Origin of the sequence: Streptomyces griseorubiginosus, assembly GCF_036345115.1 — a bacterium.
GTDB lineage: Bacteria > Actinomycetota > Actinomycetes > Streptomycetales > Streptomycetaceae > Streptomyces > Streptomyces griseorubiginosus_C.
In genome coordinates, this window is record NZ_CP107766.1 from 7,133,342 (window position 1) to 7,157,885 (window position 24,544).

Annotated in this window: 29 protein-coding genes; 23 read left to right on the plus strand and 6 right to left on the minus strand. The window is 72.0% G+C overall.

Annotated features, from left to right (window positions below; translation table 11 throughout):
• Window positions 1–110: 110 nt before the first annotated feature.
• On the minus strand, window positions 111–275 hold the full coding sequence (locus OHN19_RS32180; protein WP_330267560.1) for a hypothetical protein: 165 nt from the start codon (window positions 273–275) through the stop codon (window positions 111–113).
• 221 nt (window positions 276–496) lie between these two features.
• On the opposite strand from OHN19_RS32180, the gene OHN19_RS32185 reads away from it, so the two are divergent.
• The 4 genes from OHN19_RS32185 to OHN19_RS32200 all read left to right on the plus strand — a co-directional run bounded on the left by OHN19_RS32185 (window position 497) and on the right by OHN19_RS32200 (window position 4,422).
• Window positions 497–1,717, plus strand: a complete 1,221-nt coding sequence (locus OHN19_RS32185; RefSeq protein WP_330267561.1) for an NYN domain-containing protein — start codon at window positions 497–499, stop codon at window positions 1,715–1,717.
• A 120-nt stretch (window positions 1,718–1,837) separates the two neighbouring features.
• Window positions 1,838–2,812: an ABC transporter ATP-binding protein gene (locus OHN19_RS32190; protein WP_123760132.1), complete on the plus strand. Its 975-nt coding sequence runs from the start codon at window positions 1,838–1,840 to the stop codon at window positions 2,810–2,812.
• A 73-nt stretch (window positions 2,813–2,885) separates the two neighbouring features.
• Window positions 2,886–3,710, plus strand: coding sequence for an ABC transporter permease (locus tag OHN19_RS32195; protein ID WP_330267562.1), 825 nt, complete (start codon window positions 2,886–2,888; stop codon window positions 3,708–3,710).
• A gap of 34 nt (window positions 3,711–3,744) precedes the next feature.
• Window positions 3,745–4,422: an AAA family ATPase gene (locus tag OHN19_RS32200; protein WP_330267563.1), complete on the plus strand. Its 678-nt coding sequence runs from the start codon at window positions 3,745–3,747 to the stop codon at window positions 4,420–4,422.
• 531 nt (window positions 4,423–4,953) lie between these two features.
• On the opposite strand, the gene ybaK is transcribed toward OHN19_RS32200, so the two are convergent.
• The 4 genes from ybaK to OHN19_RS32220 all read right to left on the minus strand — a co-directional run bounded on the left by ybaK (window position 4,954) and on the right by OHN19_RS32220 (window position 8,942).
• On the minus strand, window positions 4,954–5,457 hold the full coding sequence (gene ybaK, locus OHN19_RS32205; RefSeq protein ID WP_330267564.1) for a Cys-tRNA(Pro) deacylase: 504 nt from the start codon (window positions 5,455–5,457) through the stop codon (window positions 4,954–4,956).
• A gap of 17 nt (window positions 5,458–5,474) precedes the next feature.
• Window positions 5,475–6,215, minus strand: coding sequence for an LON peptidase substrate-binding domain-containing protein (locus OHN19_RS32210; RefSeq protein ID WP_330267565.1), 741 nt, complete (start codon window positions 6,213–6,215; stop codon window positions 5,475–5,477).
• Between the two features lie 11 nt (window positions 6,216–6,226).
• Window positions 6,227–7,234 carry a hypothetical protein gene (locus OHN19_RS32215; RefSeq protein ID WP_330267566.1) on the minus strand — a complete coding sequence of 336 codons (1,008 nt, stop codon included), beginning with the start codon at window positions 7,232–7,234 and terminating at the stop codon, window positions 6,227–6,229.
• Window positions 7,235–7,355: 121 nt separating this feature from the next.
• Window positions 7,356–8,942, minus strand: coding sequence for an oxidoreductase (locus tag OHN19_RS32220; RefSeq protein ID WP_330267567.1), 1,587 nt, complete (start codon window positions 8,940–8,942; stop codon window positions 7,356–7,358).
• A gap of 172 nt (window positions 8,943–9,114) precedes the next feature.
• Between OHN19_RS32220 and hisD the strand changes: the two genes are divergently transcribed.
• From hisD to OHN19_RS32270, 10 genes are all read left to right on the plus strand, one after another.
• On the plus strand, window positions 9,115–10,440 hold the full coding sequence (gene hisD / locus OHN19_RS32225) for a histidinol dehydrogenase (protein WP_330267568.1): 1,326 nt from the start codon (window positions 9,115–9,117) through the stop codon (window positions 10,438–10,440).
• Window positions 10,437–11,546: a histidinol-phosphate transaminase gene (locus tag OHN19_RS32230; RefSeq protein ID WP_330267569.1), complete on the plus strand. Its 1,110-nt coding sequence runs from the start codon at window positions 10,437–10,439 to the stop codon at window positions 11,544–11,546. The genes hisD and OHN19_RS32230 overlap by 4 nt, the downstream gene beginning before the upstream one ends.
• Entirely contained in the window at window positions 11,543–12,136 is a 594-nt protein-coding gene (gene hisB, locus OHN19_RS32235; protein WP_007381383.1) for an imidazoleglycerol-phosphate dehydratase HisB, read from the plus strand. Before OHN19_RS32230 ends, hisB begins: the two co-directional genes overlap by 4 nt.
• On the plus strand, window positions 12,133–12,297 hold the full coding sequence (locus OHN19_RS32240; RefSeq protein WP_185092791.1) for a hypothetical protein: 165 nt from the start codon (window positions 12,133–12,135) through the stop codon (window positions 12,295–12,297). Before hisB ends, OHN19_RS32240 begins: the two co-directional genes overlap by 4 nt.
• The gene (gene hisH / locus OHN19_RS32245) at window positions 12,294–12,941 is read left to right on the plus strand and encodes an imidazole glycerol phosphate synthase subunit HisH (RefSeq protein WP_381302869.1); all 648 of its coding nucleotides are present in this window, start codon (window positions 12,294–12,296) and stop codon (window positions 12,939–12,941) included. The genes OHN19_RS32240 and hisH overlap by 4 nt, the downstream gene beginning before the upstream one ends.
• Window positions 12,941–13,678 (plus strand): bifunctional 1-(5-phosphoribosyl)-5-((5-phosphoribosylamino)methylideneamino)imidazole-4-carboxamide isomerase/phosphoribosylanthranilate isomerase PriA, encoded by a 738-nt coding sequence (gene priA, locus OHN19_RS32250; protein ID WP_330267571.1) that lies wholly within the window; start codon window positions 12,941–12,943, stop codon window positions 13,676–13,678. The genes hisH and priA overlap by 1 nt, the downstream gene beginning before the upstream one ends.
• Window positions 13,675–14,070: a RidA family protein gene (locus OHN19_RS32255; protein WP_330267572.1), complete on the plus strand. Its 396-nt coding sequence runs from the start codon at window positions 13,675–13,677 to the stop codon at window positions 14,068–14,070. The genes priA and OHN19_RS32255 overlap by 4 nt, the downstream gene beginning before the upstream one ends.
• A complete protein-coding gene (gene hisF / locus OHN19_RS32260; protein WP_330267573.1) occupies window positions 14,067–14,822 on the plus strand; it encodes an imidazole glycerol phosphate synthase subunit HisF in 756 nt (251 codons plus the stop codon). The genes OHN19_RS32255 and hisF overlap by 4 nt, the downstream gene beginning before the upstream one ends.
• 72 nt (window positions 14,823–14,894) lie before the next feature.
• Window positions 14,895–15,482 (plus strand): ArsR/SmtB family transcription factor, encoded by a 588-nt coding sequence (locus tag OHN19_RS32265; protein WP_330267574.1) that lies wholly within the window; start codon window positions 14,895–14,897, stop codon window positions 15,480–15,482.
• 14 nt (window positions 15,483–15,496) lie between these two features.
• Window positions 15,497–16,810: an MFS transporter gene (locus OHN19_RS32270; protein ID WP_330267575.1), complete on the plus strand. Its 1,314-nt coding sequence runs from the start codon at window positions 15,497–15,499 to the stop codon at window positions 16,808–16,810.
• Window positions 16,811–16,875: 65 nt separating this feature from the next.
• On the opposite strand, the gene OHN19_RS32275 is transcribed toward OHN19_RS32270, so the two are convergent.
• A complete protein-coding gene (locus OHN19_RS32275) occupies window positions 16,876–17,511 on the minus strand; it encodes a TIGR03085 family metal-binding protein (protein WP_330267576.1) in 636 nt (211 codons plus the stop codon).
• Between the two features lie 83 nt (window positions 17,512–17,594).
• On the opposite strand from OHN19_RS32275, the gene hisI reads away from it, so the two are divergent.
• The 9 genes from hisI to trpA all read left to right on the plus strand — a co-directional run bounded on the left by hisI (window position 17,595) and on the right by trpA (window position 24,450).
• Window positions 17,595–17,993 (plus strand): phosphoribosyl-AMP cyclohydrolase, encoded by a 399-nt coding sequence (gene hisI, locus OHN19_RS32280; RefSeq protein WP_123764906.1) that lies wholly within the window; start codon window positions 17,595–17,597, stop codon window positions 17,991–17,993.
• A gap of 11 nt (window positions 17,994–18,004) precedes the next feature.
• Window positions 18,005–19,483, plus strand: a complete 1,479-nt coding sequence (locus OHN19_RS32285) for an anthranilate synthase component I (RefSeq protein ID WP_330267577.1) — start codon at window positions 18,005–18,007, stop codon at window positions 19,481–19,483.
• Between the two features lie 51 nt (window positions 19,484–19,534).
• On the plus strand, window positions 19,535–20,176 hold the full coding sequence (locus tag OHN19_RS32290) for a TIGR02234 family membrane protein (RefSeq protein WP_330267578.1): 642 nt from the start codon (window positions 19,535–19,537) through the stop codon (window positions 20,174–20,176).
• Between the two features lie 163 nt (window positions 20,177–20,339).
• Window positions 20,340–20,588, plus strand: coding sequence for an HGxxPAAW family protein (locus OHN19_RS32295; RefSeq protein WP_330267579.1), 249 nt, complete (start codon window positions 20,340–20,342; stop codon window positions 20,586–20,588).
• 77 nt (window positions 20,589–20,665) lie between these two features.
• Window positions 20,666–21,106, plus strand: coding sequence for a DUF2752 domain-containing protein (locus OHN19_RS32300; RefSeq protein ID WP_330267580.1), 441 nt, complete (start codon window positions 20,666–20,668; stop codon window positions 21,104–21,106).
• 138 nt (window positions 21,107–21,244) lie between these two features.
• Window positions 21,245–22,054 (plus strand): indole-3-glycerol phosphate synthase TrpC, encoded by an 810-nt coding sequence (trpC, locus tag OHN19_RS32305; protein ID WP_030318893.1) that lies wholly within the window; start codon window positions 21,245–21,247, stop codon window positions 22,052–22,054.
• Window positions 22,055–22,075: 21 nt separating this feature from the next.
• Window positions 22,076–22,243 carry a tryptophan biosynthesis modulator TrpM gene (gene trpM, locus OHN19_RS44000; protein ID WP_381302860.1) on the plus strand — a complete coding sequence of 56 codons (168 nt, stop codon included), beginning with the start codon at window positions 22,076–22,078 and terminating at the stop codon, window positions 22,241–22,243.
• Between the two features lie 105 nt (window positions 22,244–22,348).
• Complete coding sequence (trpB, locus tag OHN19_RS32310; RefSeq protein ID WP_330267581.1) at window positions 22,349–23,635, plus strand: tryptophan synthase subunit beta; 1,287 nt, start codon at window positions 22,349–22,351, stop codon at window positions 23,633–23,635.
• The gene (trpA, locus tag OHN19_RS32315; protein WP_330267582.1) at window positions 23,632–24,450 is read left to right on the plus strand and encodes a tryptophan synthase subunit alpha; all 819 of its coding nucleotides are present in this window, start codon (window positions 23,632–23,634) and stop codon (window positions 24,448–24,450) included. The genes trpB and trpA overlap by 4 nt, the downstream gene beginning before the upstream one ends.
• Window positions 24,451–24,544 lie beyond the last annotated feature (94 nt).

Genomic DNA, 24,544 nt, shown 5'->3' on the forward strand with positions numbered 1-24,544 from the left:
GAGCTCGGAATATGCAGAGGGGCGCACTCCTTACGGGGTGCGCCCCTCTGTGTACCCGGGCCTCAAGGGCCCTTCGGGCACCTGGGTCTCAACAACCCTTTATGCACATGTCAGTTGTGGCCGAAGCTTTTCTGCCGACCCTTGCGGGCCACGTCGCCGGGAGTCACCTGCGGCCCGTGCTGCTCGGTCTGTGTCTCCATCGAGGAGTGCTGGGGCTCCTGCCCGGCACGCTCGGACTGCGACGGCTTACGGTTCTGCTTCTTGTTCTTGGCCATGGTGGTGCCTCCTGTGGGGATCTAGGGGCCAGGGCCGGGACCAGATTCACATATGCTGACAACAGGCGCATTTCGGATAATTACCGTGCGTGACAGGGGATGTCGCCGGGCAATGCCCCGAAACGCCACGCCGAAGATCGAGTTCGGGCCGTTAACCCCCGTGCGGTCGGGCAGACTCGAAGCAAGCCCGAAGCAAACCTCCCGGAAAGAGGGTGGAAAGCGTGGACCGCTGCATCGTCCTGGTGGACGCCGGGTATCTGCTGGGGGCCGCCGCCAGTCTCCTCGCCGGGGAGCCCTCCCGTTCCCGTATCACCGTCGACCACGCCGCCCTGGTCCAAGGGCTGCGCGACCGGGCCGAGTCCGACACGGAACGGCCCCTGCTGCGCATCTACTGGTTCGACGGCGCCCCCGACCGCGTCCCGCAGCCCGAGCACCGCAGGCTGCGCGTGATGCCCCGGGTCACCGTCCGGCTCGGCGCCCTGACCCGCAGCGACGGACGCTGGGCCCAGAAGGGCGTGGACGCCGCCATGCACGCCGAGCTCACCGAACTGGCCCGCAACCGCGCCTGCTCCGACGTCGTCCTCGTCACCGGCGACGGTGACCTGCTGCCGGGCATGATGGCGGCCAAGGAGCACGGGGTCGCCGTACACCTGTGGGCCGTGCAGGCCGCCGACGGGGACTACAACCAGTCGGAGGACCTGGTCGCCGAGGCGGACGAGCGGCGGGTGCTCGACCGTACGTGGATCACCAAGGCCGTCCGCGCGAAGGACCTCGGTGGGGTGTGCGCGCCGCCGCCCGTGCCGCGGCCCGAGATCGCCGCGATCCTCTCCGCGCCGCTGCCCGAGTCCGCGCTCTCGCAGGCACCCGAGCGGACCGCCGAGGAGACCGAGCACGCCCCGGCGGGCGCCCCCTCGGAGAACGGCACGCAGGAGCGGGTGCCGGCGCCCAAGGGGGTGCCGACGCCGAAGGACCTCGCCGCGCTGCGGTCACCGGGCACCCAGCCCGCCCAGCACCCCGCGAGCGCGACCCTGCGCTGGTCCTCCGACAAGGGCTGGGTCGACCGCCCCGGAGGCGCCGCCGAGCCGCCCGAGGTCGCGTCCATGCCGACCCTCGCGCAGCTGACCACCGCCGAACAGCGCTGGGCCGACCGGGAGGAGGACATCACCACGGTCGGCGGGGACCCCTTCGAGGTGGGGCAGGTCTTCGCACGGCGGTGGATGGAGCGGCTCGGGGACCAGGCGCATCTGCAACGGCTGTCCGGGATGTACCCGCGGGTGCCGCACCGGATCGACGGCGAGCTGCTGCGGTACGCGGCCCGGTTCGGGCTGCTCGCGCACAAGGACGACCAGATCGACGAGCACGACCGCTACGCGATCCGGGCCGGGTTCTGGCGGGAGATCGACGTGCGGACGGCCGCGGAACACGCGCCCGCCGGTGAGTGAGTATTACGGCGTATTTCGGTATGAGAGGTGCCCCGGGAACGGCGGAGCGCTCCCGACCCCGTAGTCTCGTCCCTTGTGAGTACGCGCGCTGCACCGGCACTTCGACACCGTGGTGATGTCGTGTGCGCGGTGCGCGGGCTGACCAAGACCTATCCGGCGGTCCGCGGCCGGCGCGGGGCCCCGGGCACGCCCGAGGTGCGGGCCACCGACGACGTGCGGCTCGACATCCGGCGGGGTGAGATCTTCGGGCTGCTCGGACCGAACGGCGCCGGCAAGACCACTCTCGTACGGCAGCTCACCGGGCTGATGCGTCCCGACAGCGGCAGCGTCGAGATCCTCGGCCACGACATCGTGCGCCACCCCGACCGGGCCTCGCGGATCCTCGCCTACCTCGGCCAGGAGTCCAGCGCCCTCGACGAACTGACCGTCTCCCTCGCCGCCGAGACCACCGGCCGGCTGCGCGGCCTGGAGGCCCGGCAGGCGCGGGCCGAGCGGGACGCCGTACTCGACGAGCTGGGGCTCACGCCCATCGCCGGGCGGCCGATCAAGAAGCTTTCCGGCGGGCAGCGGCGGCTCGCGTGCTTCGCGGCCGCGCTCGTGGGGGAGCGGCCGCTGCTCGTCCTCGACGAGCCGACCACCGCGATGGACCCCGTGGCGCGGCGCGCGGTGTGGTCCGCCGTGGACCGGCGGCGGGCCGAACACGGCACGACCGTGCTGCTCGTCACCCACAACGTCATCGAGGCGGAGACCGTGCTGGACCGGGTCGCCGTCCTCGACCAAGGGCGGGTCATCGCCTGCGACACGCCGTCCGGCCTCAAGGAGCAGGTCGCCGGGGAGGTCCGCGTGGACCTGGTGTGGCGCGAGGCCGCCCCGCTGCACGTCCCCGAGGTCGCCGCCCTCCAGGACCGGGCCGTGGCCGCCGGACGCCGCTGGACCCTGCGGCTCGCCCCCGAGGAGGCCCGCGCGGTCGTCGCCACCGTCACCGGCGGGGCCGCGTTCGCCGCGCTGGACGACTTCACGCTCGCCACGCCCAGCCTGGAGGACGTGTACCTCGCGCTGGGCGGGGCCGCGCAGCAGGGGCTGGTGAAGGCTTGAGCACGTTGAGTCCGCAGACCGCCGTATCCGTACGTCACAGGGCGAGTGCCGGAGCGAAGAGGAGCAGAGCCACGTGAGTGTCGTACCCGCCGGGGTTCTGTCGGGCGGCGCCCTGGCCGTCGAGGAGACGGACCGGGACGCGGCGGCCGAGCTGGGGCCCCGCGCGCGGCTGTGGCCGTCGCTGGTGGCCGTGTACCGGGCGCAGCTGTCCCGCGCACGGGTCGCGCGTATCCCGCTGCTGTTCGTGGCGACCTTCCAGTCCATCGGGATCATGATCCTGATGCGGGGGGTCGTGGACGACGGCGGCGAGGCGCGGTCCGTGGTCGCGGGCGCCTCGGTGCTCGTGGTCGCCTTCGTCGCGCTCAACCTGCTCGCGCAGTACTTCGGGCAGCTGCGGGCGAGCGGCGGGCTCGACCACTACGCCACGCTGCCGGTGCCGCCGGCCGCGGTGGTGCTGGGCGCCGCGGGCGCGTACGCCTCCTTCACCGTGCCCGGGACCGTGGTGACCGCCGTCTTCGGGTGTGTGCTGTTCGGGCTGCCCCTGGCGCATCTGTGGGTGCTGGTGGCGGTGATCCCGCTGGCCGGTGCCGCCCTCGCGGGGCTCGGCGCCGCGCTCGGGCTGCTGGCGCCCCGGCCGGAACTGGCCACGCTGCTGGGACAGCTCGGCATGTCCGCCGCGCTGCTGCTCGGGGTGCTGCCCGCCGACCGGATGCCCGAGGTGGTGCGGTTCGCCCGGGACCTGCTGCCCTCGACCTACGGCGTCGAGGCCTTCGCGCGGACCTTCGGGCCGCATCCCGACTGGGCGTTCGTGCTCGGGGACCTCGCCGTGTGCGGGTGCGTGGGCGTGGTCTCGCTGGCCGTCGCCACCTGGGCCTATCGCCGGGCGGCCGTCCGGTGACGCGCCGCACAGGCGGGCCTGGCACGATGTCAGGGTGACCGCACCGTTGACTCCCCCTCCGCCGCCGCACGAACCCTCCTCGCACGATGCGTGGCAGGCTCCTGATGCCGGGTACGCGACTCCCTCCGACGTCGGGTACGGGCACGGCGGGCCCGGGATGCGGACCGAGCTGCTGGAGGCCGCGGTGATCACGGTCGGCGTGGCGGTCGTCGGGGTGCTGCTCGGGGTGCTGTGGTGGTGGCTGGCGCCGCATGTGCCGCTCGTCGGGGATGTCGACGAGCAGGGCGGCTGGGTCGTCTATCTCAAGGACACGGAGGGCGAGCAGGCGGTCGGGGTGGACGGAACGTTCACGCTGCTGGCGCTCGCGTTCGGATTGGTGAGCGCGCTGGCCGTGTTCCTCTGGCGGCGGCGCGGCGGGGTGCCGCTGGTCGTCGGACTGGCTCTCGGCGGGCTCCTGGGGTCCCTGCTCGCGTGGCGGGTGGGCCTGTGGCTCGGGCCCACGTCCGATGTGCTGGCCCACGCGAAGTCCGTGGGCAAGGGAGTCACGTTCTCCGCGCCGCTGAAGCTGGGGGCGAAGGGGGCCCTGCTGGCCTGGTCGCTGGCCGCGCTCCTGGTGCACCTGGGACTCACGGCCCTGTTCGGGCCGCGCGATCCCGAGCCGGGGTACGGGCGGCCGGTCGCCGAGGGCGGGTTCGGTCCGCCTGCGCAGTAGCGCTCCGGGGCCGTCCCCGACGGGGTCCGCGCTTCGTCACTGATGGCATTCGCACGGGCACACCCCACGGCCCGGACAGGAACCCGGCGCGAAGACCTGGTCGACGACTCCACGGGACTGGAGCGCGGACAGCAGCCGGTGGAATCCCGCGACGGAATCCCGGTCCTTGACGGTGCCGCCCTCGATCGCGGTCGCCGGCAGTAGCTCCCTCTGGCGTGGGTCGCCCAGGTCCGGTGTCCGGGCGTTGCTGAAGGCTTCTGGAGCAGGCCGCGAGTGGTCTCGAAGCGGGAGCGGCGGTGCTCGGGCCGGTGGACGCGGACCGCCGGCGCGACCGCCGCGAGGCCGTTACGGCCGACGCGACGCCGGCGATCGTCGAGCACTCGTCCTCGCGCACTCTCGCACCGGCCGGCCCCGCGCTAGGCCGGGCGCCTGCCGTGGTTCGAGCGGCCCTTCTTCGTGCGCCACTTGCGCTTGCGGGTCCTTTTCGACATACCCCTTCTCATAACCGAGGAAGGGGACTCCGTCGAGGGGTCACGCGCGGGCGACCGGGGCGAGGGTCGCGTCGGTGAGGCGGGCGAGGTCGGTGGGGGAGAGTTCGACCTCCAGGCCCCTGCGGCCGGCCGAGACGCAGATCGTGGGGTGGGCGGAGGCCGAGGCGTCCAGGACCGTGGGGAGCTTCTTGCGCTGGCCCAGCGGGGAGATACCGCCCCTGACGTAGCCCGTGGTGCGTTCGGCGAGGGTCGGGTCGGCCATCGCGGCCCGCTTGCCGGACACCGCCGTCGCCAGGGCCTTCAGGTCCAGGGAGCCCGCCACCGGGACCACCGCCACCGTGAGCGTGCCGTCCACGTCCGCGACCAGGGTCTTGAAGACGCGGTCCGGGGTGACGCCCATCGCCTCGGCCGCCTCCTCGCCGTAGGACGGGTGGGAGGGGTCGTGGTCGTAGGCGTGGACCGTGAAGGGCACGCCCGCGGCGGTCAGGGCCACCGTCGCCGGGGTGCCTCCGGACTGCTGTTGCTTCTTGGCCTTCTTCGGCATCTGACGGTTCCCCGGGTTCAGTTCAGACTCGTCGGGCCGCGCGTCAGTTCCGACGCCGGCAACGACGGAAGGTTACGGATGATCGCCGTCTCCGCGCGCAGCAGTCTCAGTTCGTCGCGGAGGCGGGAGGCGGTGTCGGGGGCCTGGAGCAGGCGCTGCTTGGTGGGGGTGTCCAGCATCATCGCCGCCGCCACCAGGTAGGAGACCACGGAGGGCTCGTCCGGCAGGTCCGTGCCGCTCGACAGGGAGCGTTCCCGGGCGCCCGCCAGGCGCTTCTGGTACTGGCGGAAGGCCCGCAGGACCCCTTCGGCCAGCGGCCCCGACTCGTCGCCCGCCGACTCCTCCAGCTCCTCCAGTTCGGCCGTCAGATACGGGCCCGAGGCGTCGACCGACACCAGCCGGACGCGGGTCGTGCCCGTCGCCAGCACCTCGAAGGTGCCGTCGGGACGCTCCCGTACCGTCGCCGCGTCCGCCACACAGCCGGTGGAGTGGAACGCCTTGAGCGGGTCGTCGCCGAATCCGGCCGCCGGACCGCGCTCCGGCACCGACGTCTGGTCCGGCATGCCGGGTGCGCTGGGCGCCACCTCGTGGCCGTCGCGGATCGCCACGACGGCGAACCGGCGCGGCTCCTCCTCGGGCGTCTTCAGCAGGTCGCGCATCATGGCGCGATAGCGCTCCTCGAAGACGTTGAGAGGAAGCACGAGCCCCGGGAACAGCACTGAGTTCAGGGGGAAGAGCGGGAGCCGCACGGTGGTCACGGCGCCAAAGCCTAATGGCCTCCGGAGCGGACACGTCCCCCGTGCTCACTCCGTGGATGGATCAAGGCATGCCGCCGGACCTCCTCGCGGACCTCGAGGAAGCGGCCGAGGGGATCCTCCGACTCCCGGCTCCACGGGAACGAGGTGGCGTAGGGGCCCACCATGCGCAGCTGCTCCAGGGCGTCCGTCCAGCGGCCGAGGCGCACCAGGACGAACACCAGCTTGTTGCGGATCTCGGCAGGCCACGGGTCGGCCACCGCGAACGTGTCGGACAGCTCGATCGCCCGGTCGGCCGCCGCGTCGAGCCGCTCGCGCGCGACCGCCGTGCCGCCGCCCTCGGTCAGACAGGCCAGAGTGGCCCGCGCGGGCAGCGCCTGGATGAGCGAGCGGGACGGGGCGTCCTGCGCGGCCCGCTCGGCGAAGTCGAAGCACTCCCGGTGCGAGCCCCGCCAGGAGGTCGCCAGATAGCGCAGGGCGGCCACATGGCAGCCGTAGTGGAGCGGGGCGCGCCGCAGGGCCGCCTCCCACAGCTCGCCGAAGTAGGTGTGCCCGGCCTGCGAGCCGCGCGCGTGGTCCAGCGCGAGGCGCCACGGCACCGGGTCGCGGTCCTCAGCGCGCGCGGCGGCCGTGATCAGCGGGCTCACCTCGCGCAGCAGCTCCGCGCGGGCCGGAGAGTCCCAGGCGCGGTCCACCGCGAGCTGGGCGCCCAGCAGCAGCCGGTCCGGGTCCTGCGGGGCCTCGGCGCGCCAGGTGTCGTACCACTCGGAGCGCGAGCGGGCGAAGGCGGCCAGCCGCCGGACGTACCGGTCGCGCAGCTCCCAGGCGGCGTCCTCGCGGGTCGCGGCGAGCAGCGCGGCCGCCCGCCCGTGGGAGCCCTGTCCGGCGGCGACCAGCGCGGGACCGAGCCGGTCGTCGGGCGCGTCGAGCAGTACCTCGTCGTCGGCGGGCAGTCCGCCGGTGAGGTACGGGGGTCTCCGCGACGCGCGGAAGGGGGGGAGCAGAGCCATGGTGTCGACCATTGAAGGACCGCGACTCGGCGTTCCGCCAGTGCGCACGTGCAACTCGTGGAAAGTTGTACGGCGAATGGTCAAGGCGCGGTAAAGAGGAGACCTTTGTTCACCTTCCGCACCACGGACCTCCTCAATTCCGCCGCAAAAGCCTGGTCGCACCCGCCGCCACCGTGGTCGCCAGGATCCAGCCCAGGAGAACCATCACCGCCGCCAGCCACTGCCAGCCGCCGCGCAGCTGCCAGAAGCCGACCTGACCCAGATCGATCACCGGAAGCAGCAGGTCCAGGGCGAACAGGGCGGGGTTCCACGCCGGATGATCGCCTCCCTTGAGCGGCGGATGGCTCGCGTGTGCGAACGCCACCGAGCTCGCCGCCCACAGCACCGCCATCCACACGGCGGCCCGGCCCGGCCGGTAGCCGTAGGCCACCGTCCAGTCCTGCACATAGCCCCAGAACTTCGCCGCGGGCGGCAGGGTCTCCCGGCGCCGGCGCTGCTTGGCGAGCAGCACCTCGCGCGCGTCCTCGTCCTCGCCGCCGGCCCGCAGCACGGCGGCGAGCCTCTCGTACGGCTCCGGGTTGTACTCGGCGGTCGCGGCCGCCACCCACTCCAGGCGCTCGGCCAGCGGGAAGGGACCGTGCGGGACGAGGTTCTCGTAGACGAATCCGCCCATGTGGAGGTTGCCGGGCCCCGGCCAGGCGGTCGCCCGGTCCACCAGGTTGCCGACCCGGGCCCCCGACAGGACCACCTTGCCGCGCTGCGGCTTCTCGCCCAGGAAGCGCAGCTCCGGGGCCTGGATGCGGCGCAGCGACAGCTCCTGCTCGTCGGTGAAGGTGAACCGGGCCCGTTCCAGGTCCACGGCGTCCCCGAACCGCCCGTCGTCCAGCCGGACACCGCCCTGGCACTCGAAGCGCTGGATCCGCGTCCCGCGCGCGGGCGTCGCCCCGCTCAGCATGGACGCGCCGACGCCCGCCGGGGTCAGGTACAGGGTGCGCTCGACGGTCAGCTGCGGGGCGTTCAGCGCGAGCCGGGTGTAGGGGTTGTTCAGGCGGGCGCCGCGCAGGCTCAGCGAGACGCCGATCGTGGCGCTGCGCAGGCTCAGCTCGCCGTGCGACTCCAGCAGCTCGGCCTGGAGGTCCTGGCCGACGGTCATGCCGTCCGCGGCGATCGAACGGCCGCTGCGGTCGCGGTACACGATCGCCTGGTTCATCAGCAGGTCGGTGCCGATGTGCGCGTCGGTCAGCCGGACGCCGTTGTGGAAGCGGCAGCGTGGCAGGTGCAGATCGCCCTCGGTGTGCACCCGGGCGGCCTCCAGCCGCGGTACCGAGCAGTCCACGAACCGCGCGGTGGTGAAGCGGGCCTCCGGCAGCAGGATCTCCCGCTCGAAGCGGCAGCCCTTCATCTCCAGGTACGGCACGATCGTGCCGCCCGCGAGGTCCAGGGTGCCGCTGATCTGCACGCCGGTGAGCTTCAGGGACGACACCCGGCCCGCGAGCGCGGGCGGCCCGTCCAGCAGCAGCCAGCAGATGATCCGCGCGCGTACCGTCCGCTCGGGCCCCCAGGGATGCCCGCCGTGCGGGTCGTCGACGACGGTGTCGCCGCTGCTCAGGTCGTACACGCTGCCGTTGCGGAAGGCCTGCCACATGCCGGCCTCGGCGGCGGTCAGGTCGTCCGGCAGGTCTCCGTCGCGGATGCCCCGGATGCCGGCCCCCTCGGTCACGGTTCTTCCAGCTCCTTGCGGCTCGTGTCCTGCGGCTCGTGGGATTCGTACAACCGTTCATGCCCGCTGAGTGACGCCCAGAACACTAGACGTGAAGGGGATCTTCCGGGTTGCGTATCAGCCATTGGAATGCGCGGACGGCCGCTGAGGAGGGTCTGAGAGAATTGGGAACGTGATCTCCCGAATCGATCTGCGCGGCGACGCCCTCCCCGAGGGCCCCGCCCTGCGCGACCTGCTGCCCCGAGCCGACTTCGACGTCTCGGCCGCCCTGGAGAAGGTGCGTCCGATCTGCGAGGCCGTGCATCATCGGGGCGACGCGGCGCTGATCGACTTCGCCGAGAAGTTCGACGGGGTGCGGCTGGACCGGGTGCGGGTGCCCGCCGCCGCGCTCGAAAAGGCGCTCGAAGAACTCGACCCCGCCGTGCGCGCGGCCCTGGAGGAGTCCATCCGCCGGGCCCGGCTCGTCCACCGCGAGCAGCGCCGCGGCACGCACACGACCCAGGTCGTCCCGGGCGGCAGCGTCACCGAGAAGTGGGTGCCGGTCGACCGGGTCGGGCTGTACGCGCCCGGCGGGCGGTCCGTCTACCCGTCCTCCGTGATCATGAACGTGGTGCCCGCGCAGGAGGCCGGCGTCGAGTCCATCGCCCTCGCCTCCCCGGCGCAGGCCGAGTTCGACGGCCTCCCGCACCCGACGATCCTCGCGGCCTGCGCGCTGCTCGGCGTCGACGAGGTGTACGCCGCCGGTGGCGCCACCGCCGTCGCGATGTTCGCGTACGGCACCGAGTCCTGCCCGCCGGCCGACATGGTCACCGGGCCCGGAAACATCTGGGTCGCCGCCGCCAAGCGCTACTTCACCGGGAAGATCGGCATCGACGCCGAGGCAGGCCCGACCGAGATCGCGGTCCTCGCGGACTCCACCGCCGACCCGGTGCACGTGGCGTCGGACCTGATCAGCCAGGCCGAGCACGACCCGCTGGCCGCCGCCGTCCTGGTCACCGACTCCGTCGAACTCGCGGACGCGGTCGAGAAGGAGCTGGAGCCGCAGGTCGCGGCCACCCGGCACATCGAGGACCGGATCGTGCCCGCCCTGGGGGGCAGGCAGTCCGCGATCGTCCTGGTCGACGGCATCGACGAGGGCCTCAGGGTCGTCAACGCGTACGGCGCCGAGCACCTGGAGATCCAGACCGCCGACGCCGCTCAGGTCGCCGACCGGGTGCGCAACGCCGGTGCGATCTTCATCGGGCCCTGGGCTCCCGTGTCCCTCGGCGACTACGCGGCCGGGTCCAACCACGTGCTCCCGACCGGCGGTTGCGCCTGCCACTCCTCCGGCCTGTCCGTCCAGTCCTTCCTGCGCGGCATCCACATCGTCGACTACACGAAGGACGCGCTGGCCGAGGTCGCGCATCACGTGGTCACGCTGGCGGAGGCGGAGGACCTGCCCGCGCACGGCGCGGCGATCAAGGCGCGGTTCGACTGGAAGGTACCGACGAGCAAGTGAACTTCGGCATCGACGATCTCCCCGTACGGGACGAGCTGCGCGGCAAGTCCCCCTACGGCGCGCCCCAGTTGGACGTCCCCGTACGGCTGAACACCAACGAGAACCCCTACCCGCTGCCCGAGCCGCTGGTCGAGCGCATCGCCGAGCGCGTCCGCGAGGCGGCCCGCGATCTCAACCGCTACCCCGACCGGGACGCCGTGGAGCTGCGGACGCAGCTCGCCAAGTACCTGACGGACACGTCCGGCCACGCGGTGGGCCTGGCCAACGTCTGGGCCGCCAACGGCTCCAACGAGGTCCTCCAGCAGCTGCTCCAGACCTTCGGCGGACCGGGTCGTACGGCGATCGGCTTCGAGCCGTCGTACTCGATGCACGCGCTCATCTCGCGCGGCACCGGCACCGGCTGGATCTCGGGCCCCCGCAACGAGGACTTCACGATCGACGTCGAGGCGGCCGTGCGGGCGATCGCCGCGCACAAGCCGGACGTCGTGTTCATCACGACCCCCAACAACCCCACCGGGAACGCCGTCCCGCCCGAGACGGTCCTCGCGCTGTACGAGGCCGCGCAGGCGGCGAAGCCGACCATGGTCGTGGTCGACGAGGCCTACGTCGAGTTCAGCCACGGCGACTCGCTGCTGCCGCTCATCGAGAGGCGCCCCCAGCTCGTCATCTCCCGGACGATGTCGAAGGCGTTCGGCGCGGCCGGGCTGCGCCTCGGCTATCTCGCCGCGCACCCGGCGGTCGTGGACGCCGTGCAGCTCGTACGGCTGCCCTACCACCTGTCGGCCGTCACCCAGGCCACCGCGCTGGCCGCCCTGGAGCACACCGACACGCTGCTGAAGTACGTCGAGCAGCTGAAGGCCGAGCGGGACCGGCTGGTGAGCGAACTGCGCGCGATCGGCTTCGAGGTCGTGGAGTCGGACGCGAACTTCGTGCAGTTCGGGCGGTTCGAGGATTCCCACGTGGCCTGGGAGAAGATCCTCGACCGGGGAGTCCTGGTCCGGGACAACGGCATTCCGGGGTGGCTGCGGGTGTCCGCCGGAACCCCCGAAGAGAACGACGCGTTCCTCGACGCGGTCCGTGAGTTGAAGAAGGAGCAGAGCACATGAGCCGCGTAGGACGCGTGGAACGGGTCACCAAGGAGACCTCGGTGCTCGTCGAGATCGATCTCGACGGCAGCGGCAAGGTCGAGGTGTCGACAGGAGTCGGCTTCTACGACCACATGCTCGACCAGCTCGGCCGGCACGGTCTGTTCGACCTCACCGTGAAGACCGAGGGCGACCTGCACATCGACTCGCACCACACCATCGAGGACACCGCCCTCGCCCTCGGCGCCGCCTTCAAGCAGGCGCTCGGCGACAAGGTGGGCATCTACCGCTTCGGCAACTGCACGGTCCCGCTGGACGAGTCCCTCGCCCAGGTCACCGTCGACCTGTCCGGCCGCCCCTACCTCGTGCACACCGAGCCCGAGAACATGGCGCCGATGATCGGCGAGTACGACACCACGATGACCCGGCACATCCTGGAGTCCTTCGTCGCCCAGGCCCAGATCGCGCTGCACGTGCACGTGCCGTACGGCCGCAACGCCCACCACATCGTGGAGTGCCAGTTCAAGGCGCTCGCGCGGGCCCTGCGCTACGCCTCCGAGCGCGACCCGCGCGCGGCCGGCATCCTCCCCTCCACGAAGGGCGCGCTGTGAACGGCCTGTCGACCCTCCTGATCGTCGTCGGCCTCTTCCTGGCCGGCGGCATCTACTCCTTCGTCAAGCAGCAGATGCCCAAGAGCCTGATCGTGCTGCTCTCCATCGCCGCCGGGATGTGTCTGGTCGCCGGTGTCATGAGGCTGGAGGTGTGGAGTTGAGCGCTTCTCCTTCGAAGAAGGTCGTCGTCTTCGACTACGGCTTCGGCAACGTGCGGTCCGCCGAACGCGCCCTCGCGCGCGCGGGTGCCGAGGTCGAGATAACGCGCGACTACGACAAGGCCATGAACGCCGACGGTCTGCTCGTGCCTGGTGTCGGTGCCTTCGCCGCCTGCATGAAGGGCCTGCACGAGGCGCGCGGCGACTGGATCATCGACCGCCGGCTGTCCGGCGGCCGCCCGGTCATGGGCATCTGCGTCGGCATGCAGATCCTCTTCGCCCGCGGCATCGAGCACGGCGTGGAGTCCGAGGGCCTGGACGAGTGGCCCGGCTCGGTCGAGCCGCTCCAGGCCGACGTGGTGCCCCACATGGGCTGGAACACCGTCGACGCGCCGGCCGACTCCCGGCTGTTCGCCGGCCTGGACGCGGACGCCCGCTTCTACTTCGTGCACTCCTACGCCGTCCACGACTGGTCGCTGGAGACCCACAACAAGGCGATGACCGCGCCGAAGGTCACCTGGTCGACGCACGGCAAGCCCTTCGTGGCCGCCGTGGAGAACGGCGCCCTGTGGGCCACGCAGTTCCACCCCGAGAAGTCCGGCGACGCCGGTGCGCAGCTGCTGAACAACTGGATCGGAACCCTCTGATGCCCTCGAAGCTCTCACGGCTCGAACTCCTGCCCGCCGTGGACGTCCGTGACGGTCAGGCCGTCCGCCTCGTGCACGGCGAGTCCGGCACGGAGACCTCGTACGGCTCCCCGCTGGAGGCCGCCCTGTCCTGGCAGCGGTCGGGCGCCGAGTGGCTGCACCTGGTCGACCTGGACGCGGCCTTCGGCACCGGCGACAACCGCGAGCTGGTCCGGCAGGTCACCGAGGCGATGGACATCAAGGTGGAGCTGTCCGGCGGCATCCGCGACGACGCCTCCCTGGCCGCCGCGCTCGCCACCGGCTGCACCCGCGTGAACCTCGGTACGGCCGCCCTGGAGAGCCCGGAGTGGGTCGCCAAGGTCATCGCCGAGCACGGTGACAAGATCGCGGTCGGCCTGGACGTGCGCGGCACGACGCTCAAGGGCCGCGGCTGGACCAGTGAGGGCGGCGACCTCTACGAGGCACTGGAGCGGCTCGACAAGGAGGGCTGCGCCCGCTACGTCGTCACCGACATCGCCAAGGACGGCACCCTCCAGGGCCCCAACCTGGAACTGCTGAAGAACGTCTGCGCGGCGACCGACCGCCCGGTGGTGGCCTCCGGCGGGGTGTCCTCGCTGGACGACCTGCGGGCCATCGCCGAGCTCGTGCCCCTCGGTGTCGAGGGCTCGATCGTCGGGAAGGCGCTGTACGCGAAGGCGTTCACCCTGGAAGAGGCCTTGGAGGCGGTGGCTCAGTGAGCGATCTGCGACGCGTCACGACCGGTGCGCCCTGGGAGGAGACCTTCGGGTACTCCCGCGCGGTGGAACTTCCCAACGGCCTGGTGCTGGTCTCCGGCTGCACGTCCGTGGTGGACGGTGAGATCGTCGCGGGCGACCCGTACGAGCAGACCGTCAACTCCTTCAACGTCGCCTTCGCGGCCCTGAAGGAGCTGGGGCTCGGCCGGGACGACGTGGTGCGCACGCGCCTGTACATCACGCACGCGCGGGACGTCGACGAGGTCGGCCGCGCCCACAAGGAGCTGTTCGACGCCGTCCGGCCCGCCGCATCCATGATCATCGTCTCCGGCTTCGTGGACCCCAGCCTGGTCGTCGAGGTCGAGGTGGATGCGTTCCGAGGAGCCCCCGCATGACCCTCGCCGTACGAGTGATCCCCTGCCTGGACGTGGACAACGGCCGGGTCGTCAAGGGCGTCAACTTCCAGAACCTGCGCGACGCGGGCGACCCCGTCGAGATGGCCAAGGTCTACGACGCCGAGGGCGCCGACGAGCTGACGTTCCTGGACATCACCGCGTCCTCGGGCAACCGCGAGACCACCTACGACGTGGTGCGCCGCACTGCCGAGCAGGTCTTCATCCCGCTCACGGTCGGCGGCGGGGTCCGCACGGCCGAGGACGTGGACAAGCTGCTCCGGGCGGGTGCGGACAAGGTGGGCGTGAACACCGCCGCCATCGCCCGCCCCGACCTGATCCGCGAGATCGCCGAGCGGTTCGGCCGGCAGGTGCTGGTGTTGTCGGTGGACGCGCGGCGCACCGCGTCGGGCTCCTTCGAGGTCACCACCCACGGCGGCCGTCGCGGTACCGGCATCGACGCGGTCGAGTGGGCGCACCGGGCCGCCGAACTGGGCGCCGGTGAGATCCTGCTGAACTCGATGGACGCGGACGGCACCAAGGACGGCTACGACATCGAGATGATCGAGGCCGTCCGCAAACACGTGACCGTCCCGCTGATCGCCTCCGGCGGCGCGGGCACACTGGACCACTTCCCCCCGGCCGTCGGCGCGGGCGCGGACGCGGTCCTGGCGGCCTCGGTGTTCCACTTCGGCGATCTGCGGATCGGTGAGGTGAAGGAGACGCTGCGGGGGGCGGGGCACCCGGTTCGCTGAACCCTCAAGGTGCGAAAGAGAAGTTGCGCAAAATCAATTGTGCAACTTTTCTTTCGTATCTACGGTGAGTTCATGTCGCACGAGCAGAACCGTCCGATCACCGACCTCGGCACGCTCAAGGCACTGGCCCACCCCCTGCGGATGCAGCTGTACCGGGGCCTGTGCGTGGCCCGGGTCGCCACCGCCTCGCACCTCGCCGACCAGGTCGACGAGGCCGTGTCCCTGGTCAGCTACCACCTGCGCAAGCTGGCCGAGCACGGGCTGATCGAGGAGGCCGAGCCGCAGAGCGGGGACGGCCGGGAGCGCTGGTGGCAGCCCTCGTCCGAGGGCGTGAGCATCCGCGACCGGGACTTCCGGGACGCGCCGGAGCGGGCGGCGGCGCACCTGGCGGCCACCCGGCTCTTCCACGAGCAGCGCGCCGACATGTACCGCCGCTACCTCGACGAACGGCCCACCTGGAGCGCCGAGTGGAACGCGGCCGCCCCGGACAGCGAGTCGCTGCTGCGGCTGACGGCCGGCGAACTGGACGAGCTGCGCGAGGAGTTGCTCGCCCTCGCCAGGAAGTACGACGAGAAGGGCCGGGCCGCCGAGGCCGCGGGCGACACCGAGGGGCGCGAGAACGTCGCGCTGCACGTGTACGGCTTTCCGTTCCGCGTCTGAAGGGACCCGCCTCAGTGACCGCCACCCTGACCGACCCGGCCGAGGCCGTCGACACCCCCGCCCACCGCGACGGCAACGTCCTGCGCTGGCTCGCCGCCTACACCGCCTCGATGACCGGCGACAGCGTGTACTACATCGCCCTGTCCTGGGCGGCCGTCCAGTCCGGCACACCCGCGCAGGCCGGGGTGGTGATGTCGGTCAGCGCGCTGCCGCGGGCCCTGCTGATGCTGGGCGGCGGAGTGATCGCCGACCGGCTCGGGCCGCGCAGGGTGGTCATCGGCAGCGACGCGGTGCGCTGCGCGGCGGTGCTCGCGGTGGCGGCGCTGCTGTTCCTCGCCAGCCCCGGCCTGTGGGCGCTGGCCCTGCTGGCACTGGTGTTCGGAACCGTCGACGCCGTGTTCATGCCGGCCGTGGGGGCACTCCCCGCGCGCGTGACGAGCCGCGGACAGCTCGCACGCGTGCAGGGCATGCGGGGGCTCGGCATCCGCTTCGCGAGCGTCGTGGGCGGTCCGCTCGGCGGCCTCGCGGTGGCGGTCGGGGGAGCGGCGACCGCCTTCGCCTTCGCGGGGCTGCTGATCGCGATATCGGTGCCGTTGCTGGTGTCGGTGCGGATACGGGAGGTGCCGGGCGACGGCTGGGGAGCCGGGGCCGACGGTGATGTGGCCCTCGTCGTCGCTGGTGCCCGTCTTGAGAAAGCCGGCGCCAGGGCCCTGGTGGGCAGCGCCTGGGACGACCTGCGTGTCGGGCTGCGGTACATCCGACGGCATCGGGTCCTCGCCCCGCTGATGCCGGCCCTCGCCCTCGGTGACCTCGGCTTCGTCGGGCCGCTCAACGTCGGACTGACGCTCCTCGCCGAGGAGCGCGGCTGGGGTGCCGCCGGGATGGGCTGGGTGCTGGGCGGGTTCGGGGTCGGGGCCGGCTTCGCCTCGCTGCTGCTGGCCGTGCGCGGGCGCGTGCCGCACGCCGGGCACGTGATCGCGTACGCCTGCGTCGGCGGGGCGGTCGCGATCGGCGCCCTGGCCTTCGTCCCGGATGTCGTCGCGGCCGCCGGAGTCGCCCTGCTGATCGGACTGCTCGCCGGGCTCAGCGGCGCCCTGTGCGGTGCTCTGCTCCAGACCCAGGCGGACCCCGCCTACCTGGGCCGGGTCACCGCCGTGGCCTCACTGGTCAGCCTCGGCTTCGCACCGCTCAGCATGCCGCTGTCCGCCGCCGCGATCGGCGCCTGGGGCACCGGCCCGGTCTTCGTGACCAGCGCGGCGGTGTGCGGGCTCGGCGGCGTCGTCGCCCTGTGTGCCCGCAACCTGCGCCGCGCCGAACTCCCGACCTGACCGATCCGTTCACCGCGGCCGGGGTGTCCCGACTCCGGAGGCCGGACCTCTGACCTCCCGGTTCGTCAGATCCCGAGTTCCTTCGCCTCGTGCAGCTTGGCGATCGCCTCCTTGTCGCCCTCCAGGTCCACCTTGGCCGCGCTCTGCCGGCCGTACAGGAACAGCAGCAGCTCGGACGGCTCGCCCGTCGCGGTGACCACCGGTGTGCCCCGGTGGGCGACCGCCGTCTGGCCGTTCGGGCGGCGCAGCACCAGGCCGGTGGGGACGCTGCGGCCCATCAGGCGGGCGGTGCGCTCCAGACGGGACCACAGGGTGTCCTGGAAGACCGGGTCGAGCTCGCGCGGCGCCCAGTCCTCGCGGGCCCGGCGGACGTCCTCCGTGTGGACGTAGAACTCGACCGTGTTCGACAGTTCCTCGACCTGCTTGAGCTGGAACGGCGAGAAGCGCGGTGGGCCGGTGCGGATGAGCTGGATCAGTTCCTCGTAGGGCTTCTCCGAGAACTCGGCCATCACCCGGTCCAGGCGGGGCGCGAGCTGCTTGATCAGCAGCCCGCCCGCCGCGTCGGGGCGGCGCTCGCGCACCACCACGTGCGCCGCGAGATCCCGGGTGAGCCAGCCCTCGCAGAGAGTGGGGGCGTCCGGACCCTCGGCCTCCAACAGGTCGGCGAGGAGAAGTCGTTCACGCTTGGCGAAAGTCGACATGCAGTCAGCCTACGACCGCCCCCGGGGTCCGCCCAGTGGACGCCCCACAGTCACTGTCAGTGGCGCGCGGCACAATGGCGTTCATGACCAGCACGCCCCCGCCCAGCAGCAGCCTCGACCCGGAGATCGCCGCGCGCCTCAAGCGCAGCGCCGACGGGCTCGTCCCCGCGATCGCCCAGCAGTACGACACCGGTGAGGTGCTCATGCTCGGCTGGATGGACGACGAGGCCCTGCACCGCACGCTGACCACCGGCCGCTGCACCTACTGGTCGCGCAGCCGCCGGGAGTACTGGGTCAAGGGCGACACCTCGGGCCACTTCCAGTGGGTCAAGTCCGTCGCCCTGGACTGCGACGCCGACACCGTGCTGGTGAAGGTGGACCAGGTCGGCGCCGCCTGCCACACCGGTGCGCGCACCTGCTTCGACGCCGACGTACTCCTCAAGGACGGCGCCGATTCCGGTGCCGCCCCCTCGGATCAGTAAGGTCAGCCGCCATGGACCTCGAGACCTTCCGCAAGCTCGCCACCGACCGGCGCGTCATCCCGGTCACGCGCAAGCTCCTCGCCGACGGCGACACCCCCGTCGCGCTCTACCGCAAGCTCGCCGCCGAGCGCCCCGGCACCTTCCTGCTGGAGTCCGCGGAGAACGGCCGCTCGTGGTCCCGGTACTCCTTCGTGGGCGTCCGCAGCGCCGCCACCCTCACCGCCCGCGACGGCCAGGCCCACTGGCTCGGCACCCCGCCGGTCGGCGTCCCCGTCGACGGCGACCCGCTAGCCGCCCTCCGGGCCACCATCGAGACCCTGCACACCCCGCACCAGGAGGGCCTGCCGCCCTTCACCGGCGGCATGGTCGGCTACCTCGGCTACGACATCGTCCGCCGCCTGGAGAAGATCGGCCCCGGCGAGCGCGACGACCTGAAGCTCCCCGAGCTCACCATGCTCCTGACCAGCGACCTCGCCGTCATGGACCACTGGGAGGGCTCGGTCCTGCTGATCGCCAACGCGATCAACCACAACGACCTCGACACCGGCGTCGACGAGGCCCACGCGGACGCGGTCGCCCGCCTGGACGCCATGGAGGCGGACCTGTCCCGCGCGGTGGCCCAGCCCCCGGCGGTCCTGCCGCCCTCCGAACTGCCCGAGTACACCGCGCTCTGGGGCGGCCCCGACTTCCAGGAGGCCGTCGAGGACATCAAGGAGCGCATCCGGGCCGGCGAGGCCTTCCAGGTCGTCCCCTCGCAGCGCTTCGAGACGCCCTGCACGGCGAGCGCGCTGGACGTCTACCGGGTCCTCAGGGCCACTAACCCCTCCCCGTACATGTACCTGTTCCGCTTCGACGGCTTCGACGTCGTGGGCTCGTCCCCCGAGGCCCTCGTCAAGGTCGAGGACGGGCACGCCATGGTCCACCCCATCGCCGGCACCCGGTGGCGCGGGGCGACCCCGCAGGAGGACCAGGCCCTCGCCGACGAACTCCTCGCCGACCCGAAGGAGCGCGCCGAGCACCTCATGCTCGTCGACCTGGGGCGCAACGACCTGGGCCGGGTCTGCGAACCCGGCTCGGTCGAGGTCGTCGACTTCATGTCCGTCGAGCGGTACTCCCACGTCATGCACATCGTCTCGACGGTCACCGGCAAGGTCGCCGAGGGCCGCACCGCCTTCGACGTCCTCACCGCCTGCTTCCCGGCCGGCACCCTCTCCGGGGCGCCGAAGCCCCGCGCGATGCAGATCATCGACGAACTCGAGCCGTCCCGGCGCGGGTTGTACGGCGGCTGCGTCGGCTACCTCGACTTCGCTGGCGACTCCGACACCGCCATCGCCATCCGCACGGCGCTGCTCAGGGACGGCACCGCCTACGTCCAGGCCGGGGCCGGCATCGTCGCCGACTCCGACCCCGTCGCCGAGGACACCGAGTGCCGCAACAAGGCGGCGGCGGTCCTCAGGGCGGTGCACACCGCGAACCGCTTGGGCAAGTAGGGCGATTCTCACGGAGCCCCGGGTGACCGTTCGCCCGGGGTTCGGGTGATAGTGGGGTACGTGACTGCCGTACCTCACCCCCGTTCCGAAGCCGCAGGACCCGCCAGGGCCGGCCGCCTCAGTCTCGCCGTAGCACTGCTGTCCGGTGCGCTGGGCGCGGCCGTGGCGCTGCTCGCGACCCGTCAACGATGGGCGGAGGGCACCGCGACCGTGGCCGGCGGCGCGTTTCCGCTGACCGCCAAGGGCAGCGACGTGACCGGTGTCCCGGCCGCGCTGGCCATAGTGGGCCTCGCCGCGCTCGTCGCCGTCTTCGCCGTACGCAAGGCGGGGCGGCTGCTGGTCGCCGGGGTGCTCGCGCTCTCCGGGGCGGGCATCGTGGCGGCGGCGCTGATCGGGGCCGGGGATTCGTCCGCGCTGGACGAGGAGGCGGCGAAGGCGTCCGGGGACACCTCGGCGACGGTCGCTGCGCTGAGCCATACCGCTTGGCCGTATGTCGCCGTGGTGGGTGGTGCGCTGATTCTTCTCGCCGGGTTGCTCGCGCTTCGGTACGGGCGGTTGTGGCCTGCGATGTCGGGGCGATATGAGCGGGACGGGGCGCCTCGGGCCCGTCGAAAGCCGGTGGTCGTGGATCCGGATCGGCCCGAGGACATCTGGAAGGCGCTTGATCGTGGGGAAGACCCTACGGGGGCCTAGCGGTCGGATGTTGCCCGCGGGCCGGTGGGGGCTCGTCGCGCAGTTCCCCGCGCCCCTGAAGGGGCGCGTCAGGGTGACCCCCGAAGACATCGTTCCCTCGCGTACGGAAGAATGGGCTTCGAGCGTTCGGCTCAGTCACGTACTCAGCACCTAGGAGCAAGCAATGGCGGGCAGCAGCCACGGTCACACCCCGGCCGCCTGGACCGGTGTCACTATCGCCTTCATCGGTTTCTGCGTCGCGGGCGTCTTCATGGTGATGGCCGAGCCGGCGGGTTTCTGGGCCGGTATGGCGATCGTGGTCGTCGGCGGCATCATCGGCTGGATCATGAGCGCCATGGGGATGGGCATGCCCAAGGATGCCCACAAGCCGCTCGTCACCTCGAAGGCCGAGGCGGCGGACGCCAAAAGCTGACACGAACCTCGTGAAGGGGCGGCCCGGCGAAACCGCCGGGGCCGCCCCTCACGCGTTCGACGGGAGGGCGGGGGAGAATGCGGGACGTGAACGCCGACACGCAGCGAACGACGCCCCCCGACGGTCTGCTGGGACGCGTAGCGGTCCCGGCCGGGATTCTCGCGGCCGTCGCCGGGGCCTTCGCGTACGTGGGGACCGTGGACCCCAACCAGCCCGGCCACTACCCGGTCTGCCCGCTCTACCGGATCACCGGCCTGTACTGCCCCGGCTGCGGCGGACTGCGCAGCGCGCACGCGTTCATCCACGGCGACTTCCTGGCCGCGCTCCAGGACAACGCGATGGCCGTCGTGGGCTATCTGGGCTTCGCCGTGCTGTGGACCGTCTGGGTGGTCCGCGCCGTGCGCGGGCGGCCGTTGCGGCTGGGTCTCGGGCCCGTACACCTGTGGACCGTGGGGGCATTGGCGCTGGTCTTCACGGTTGTCCGGAACCTGCCGTTCGGTGGCTGGCTTCATCCTTGATCAACTGGTGAACGTCCAGGTAGTGGGACCGGCGTCAACCGGATGCGAGGCCTAAGCCCTCCTGCGGATACCATCGCAGTGACCACCTGTTTTCATCGGTCGCTGGAACTGTCAACCGTCTGGAAGGGGGCCGCTCGCGTGAGTGTGCTCGACGAGATCATCGACGGAGTCCGTGCCGACCTCGCGGAACGGCAGGCGCGCGTCAGCCTCGACGAGCTCAAGGAGCGCGCTGCGAAGGCTCCCGCCGCCAAGGACGGCGTGGCCGCCCTCCGCGGCGACGGCGTCAAGGTCATCTGCGAGGTCAAGCGCTCCAGCCCCTCCAAGGGCGCGCTGGCCGCGATCGCCGACCCTGCCGGGCTGGCCGCGGACTACGAGGCGGGCGGCGCGGCCGTCATCTCCGTCCTCACCGAACAGCGCCGCTTCGGCGGCTCGCTGGCCGACCTGGAGGCCGTCCGCGCGCGCGTGGACATCCCGGTCCTGCGCAAGGACTTCATCGTCACGTCGTACCAGCTCTGGGAGGCCCGGGCCTACGGCGCCGACCTCGCGCTGCTCATCGTCGCGGCCCTGGAGCAGCCCGCCCTGGAGTCCCTGATCGAGCGCGCCGAGTCCATCGGTCTCACCCCGCTCGTCGAGGTCCACGACGAGGACGAGGTCGAGCGGGCGGTGGACGCCGGAGCGAAGGTCATCGGCGTCAACGCGCGTAACCTCAAGACCCTCGAGGTCGACCGCGGCACCTTCGAGCGCGTCGCCCCCGAGATCCCCGCCAACCTGGTCAAGATCGCCGAGTCCGGCGTCCGCGGCCCCCACGACCTGATCGCCTACGCCAACGCCGGCGCCGACGCGGTCCTGGTCGGCGAGTCCCTGGTCACCGGCAAGGACCCGAAGACGGCAGTCGCGGACCTGGTGGCGGCGGGCGAGCACCCGGCATTGCGGCACGGCCGCGGCTGATCACCGGGTAGGGTGCTGCCGATGACTCTCACTCTGACGACCGCGGACCGGCACGCGCGCCTCGCGCGCGGTTGCCGTCCACGGGGCTGCCGCGCACCCGCGCGAAGGGTGCACGGCCGCAGGGTGCGGTACGTCATCGGCGACGAACCTGGGCAGGTGAACGGCCGTCGATGGCAGCGCGCCCTTTAGGGGCGCGGGGAACTGCGCGATAAGCCACAGGCGGCCGTCAGCCGTCGAACACACCCCGCCCCCACGGCGATTAGGTATTTCCCAAACTCACCGTGAGGTTCAGTCATGCCCAGCGAGTTCTTCATCCCCGACCCGGAGGGTCAAGTCCCGAGCCCCGAAGGCTACTTCGGCGCCTTCGGCGGCAAGTTCATCCCGGAGGCCCTCGTCGCCGCGGTCGACGAGGTCGCCGTCGAGTACGACAAGGCCAAGCACGACCCCGAGTTCGCCCGCGAGCTCGACGACCTGCTGGTCAACTACACCGGCCGCCCCAGCTCCCTAACCGAGGTCCCCCGGTTCGCCGCGGAAGCGGGCGGCGCACGGATCTTCCTCAAGCGGGAAGACCTCAACCACACCGGCTCCCACAAGATCAACAACGTCCTCGGCCAGGCCCTGCTCACCAAGCGCATGGGCAAGACCCGCGTCATCGCCGAGACCGGCGCCGGCCAGCACGGCGTCGCCACGGCCACCGCCTGCGCGCTGTTCGGCCTCGAGTGCACGATCTACATGGGCGAGATCGACACCCAGCGCCAGGCCCTCAACGTGGCCCGGATGCGCATGCTCGGCGCCGAGGTCATCGCCGTGAAGTCGGGATCGCGCACCCTCAAGGACGCCATCAACGAGGCGTTCCGCGACTGGGTCGCCAACGTCGACCGCACGCACTACCTCTTCGGCACCGTGGCGGGCCCGCACCCCTTCCCGGCGATGGTCCGCGACTTCCACCGCGTGATCGGCGTCGAGGCCCGCCGCCAGCTCCTGGAGCGGGCGGGGCGGCTTCCCGACGCGGCCGTCGCCTGCGTCGGCGGCGGCTCCAACGCCATCGGTCTCTTCCACGCCTTCATCCCCGACACGGCCGTACGCCTCATCGGCTGCGAGCCCGCCGGGCACGGCGTGGAGACCGGCGAGCACGCGGCCACCCTCACCGCGGGTGAGCCCGGCATCCTGCACGGCTCCCGCTCCTACGTCCTCCAGGACGAGGAGGGCCAGATCACCGAGCCGTACTCCATCTCGGCCGGTCTGGACTACCCGGGCATCGGCCCCGAGCACTCCTACCTCAAGGACTCCGGCCGCGGTGAGTACCGCGCGGTCACCGACGACGCGGCCATGCAGGCCCTGCGCCTGCTGTCCCGAACCGAGGGCATCATCCCGGCCATCGAGAGCGCCCACGCGCTGGCCGGCGCCCTGGAGGTCGGCAGGGAGCTCGGCAAGGACGGGCTGATCGTCGTCAACCTGTCCGGCCGCGGCGACAAGGACATGGACACCGCCGCGCGCTACTTCGGCCTCTACGACACCGACGCGGCCGTCGCCGCGGACGAGGCCGGCACCGGCGCGGAGATCGAGGGGGACGCCAAGTGAGCGGGAACATCCAACTGCTGTCCGACACCCTCGCCGCCGCCAGGGCCGAGGGCCGGTCCGCGCTCATCGCCTACCTCCCGGCCGGGTTCCCGACCGTCGACGGCGGCATCGAGGCGATCAAGGCCGTCTTCGACGGCGGCGCGGACATCGTCGAGGTCGGTCTGCCGCACAGCGACCCCGTCCTCGACGGTCCCGTCATCCAGACCGCCGACGACATCGCCCTGCGCGGCGGCGTCAAGATCGCGGACGTCATGCGCACGGTCAAGGAGGCCCACGAGGCCACCGGGAAGCCGGTGCTCGTGATGACGTACTGGAACCCCATCGACCGCTACGGCGTCGAGCGCTTCACCGCCGAGCTGGCGGAAGCGGGGGGCGCCGGGTGCATCCTGCCCGACCTGCCCGTGCAGGAGTCGGCGCTGTGGAGGGAGCACGCGCAGAAGCACGGGCTCGCCACCGTCTTCGTCGTCGCGCCCAGCAGCAAGGACGCGCGGCTCGCCGAGATCACCGCGGCGGGCAGCGGCTTCGTGTACGCCGCCTCGCTGATGGGCGTCACCGGGACGCGCGAGTCGGTGGGCGCCCAGGCGCAGGACCTCGTCGAGCGCACCCGGGCCACCGGGAGCGACCTGCCCGTCTGCGTCGGGCTCGGCGTCTCCAACGCGCGGCAGGCCGCCGAGGTGGCCGGCTTCGCCGACGGTGTGATCGTCGGTTCGGCCTTCGTGAAGCGGATGCTGGACGCGCCGGACGACAAGGCCGGAGTCGAGGGCGTCCGTGAACTCGCCGCCGAGCTGGCCAAGGGCGTGCGCCGACAGGCGTAGGAACACCACGCCCGTCATGGCGTGACGGAAGGTTCGGTCACTCGAACGGGTGGACCTGGGGCCGGGGAGGCGCGGTGCGCCTCCCCGGTTCGTT

Coding starts and splice junctions, on each gene's coding strand:
- OHN19_RS32180 (WP_330267560.1), bottom strand. CDS start 275: ATGGCCAAGAACAAGAAGCAGAACCGTAAGCCGTCGCAGTCCGAGCGT.
- ybaK (WP_330267564.1), bottom strand. CDS start 5,457: ATGCCGAAGAAGGCCAAGAAGCAACAGCAGTCCGGAGGCACCCCGGCG.
- OHN19_RS32215 (WP_330267566.1), bottom strand. CDS start 7,234: ATGGTCGACACCATGGCTCTGCTCCCCCCCTTCCGCGCGTCGCGGAGA.
- hisB (WP_007381383.1), top strand. CDS start 11,543: ATGAGCCGCGTAGGACGCGTGGAACGGGTCACCAAGGAGACCTCGGTG.
- priA (WP_330267571.1), top strand. CDS start 12,941: ATGCCCTCGAAGCTCTCACGGCTCGAACTCCTGCCCGCCGTGGACGTC.
- hisF (WP_330267573.1), top strand. CDS start 14,067: ATGACCCTCGCCGTACGAGTGATCCCCTGCCTGGACGTGGACAACGGC.
- OHN19_RS32265 (WP_330267574.1), top strand. CDS start 14,895: ATGTCGCACGAGCAGAACCGTCCGATCACCGACCTCGGCACGCTCAAG.
- OHN19_RS32275 (WP_330267576.1), bottom strand. CDS start 17,511: ATGTCGACTTTCGCCAAGCGTGAACGACTTCTCCTCGCCGACCTGTTG.
- hisI (WP_123764906.1), top strand. CDS start 17,595: ATGACCAGCACGCCCCCGCCCAGCAGCAGCCTCGACCCGGAGATCGCC.
- OHN19_RS32285 (WP_330267577.1), top strand. CDS start 18,005: ATGGACCTCGAGACCTTCCGCAAGCTCGCCACCGACCGGCGCGTCATC.
- OHN19_RS32295 (WP_330267579.1), top strand. CDS start 20,340: ATGGCGGGCAGCAGCCACGGTCACACCCCGGCCGCCTGGACCGGTGTC.
- OHN19_RS32300 (WP_330267580.1), top strand. CDS start 20,666: ATGCGGGACGTGAACGCCGACACGCAGCGAACGACGCCCCCCGACGGT.
- trpM (WP_381302860.1), top strand. CDS start 22,076: ATGACTCTCACTCTGACGACCGCGGACCGGCACGCGCGCCTCGCGCGC.
- trpB (WP_330267581.1), top strand. CDS start 22,349: ATGCCCAGCGAGTTCTTCATCCCCGACCCGGAGGGTCAAGTCCCGAGC.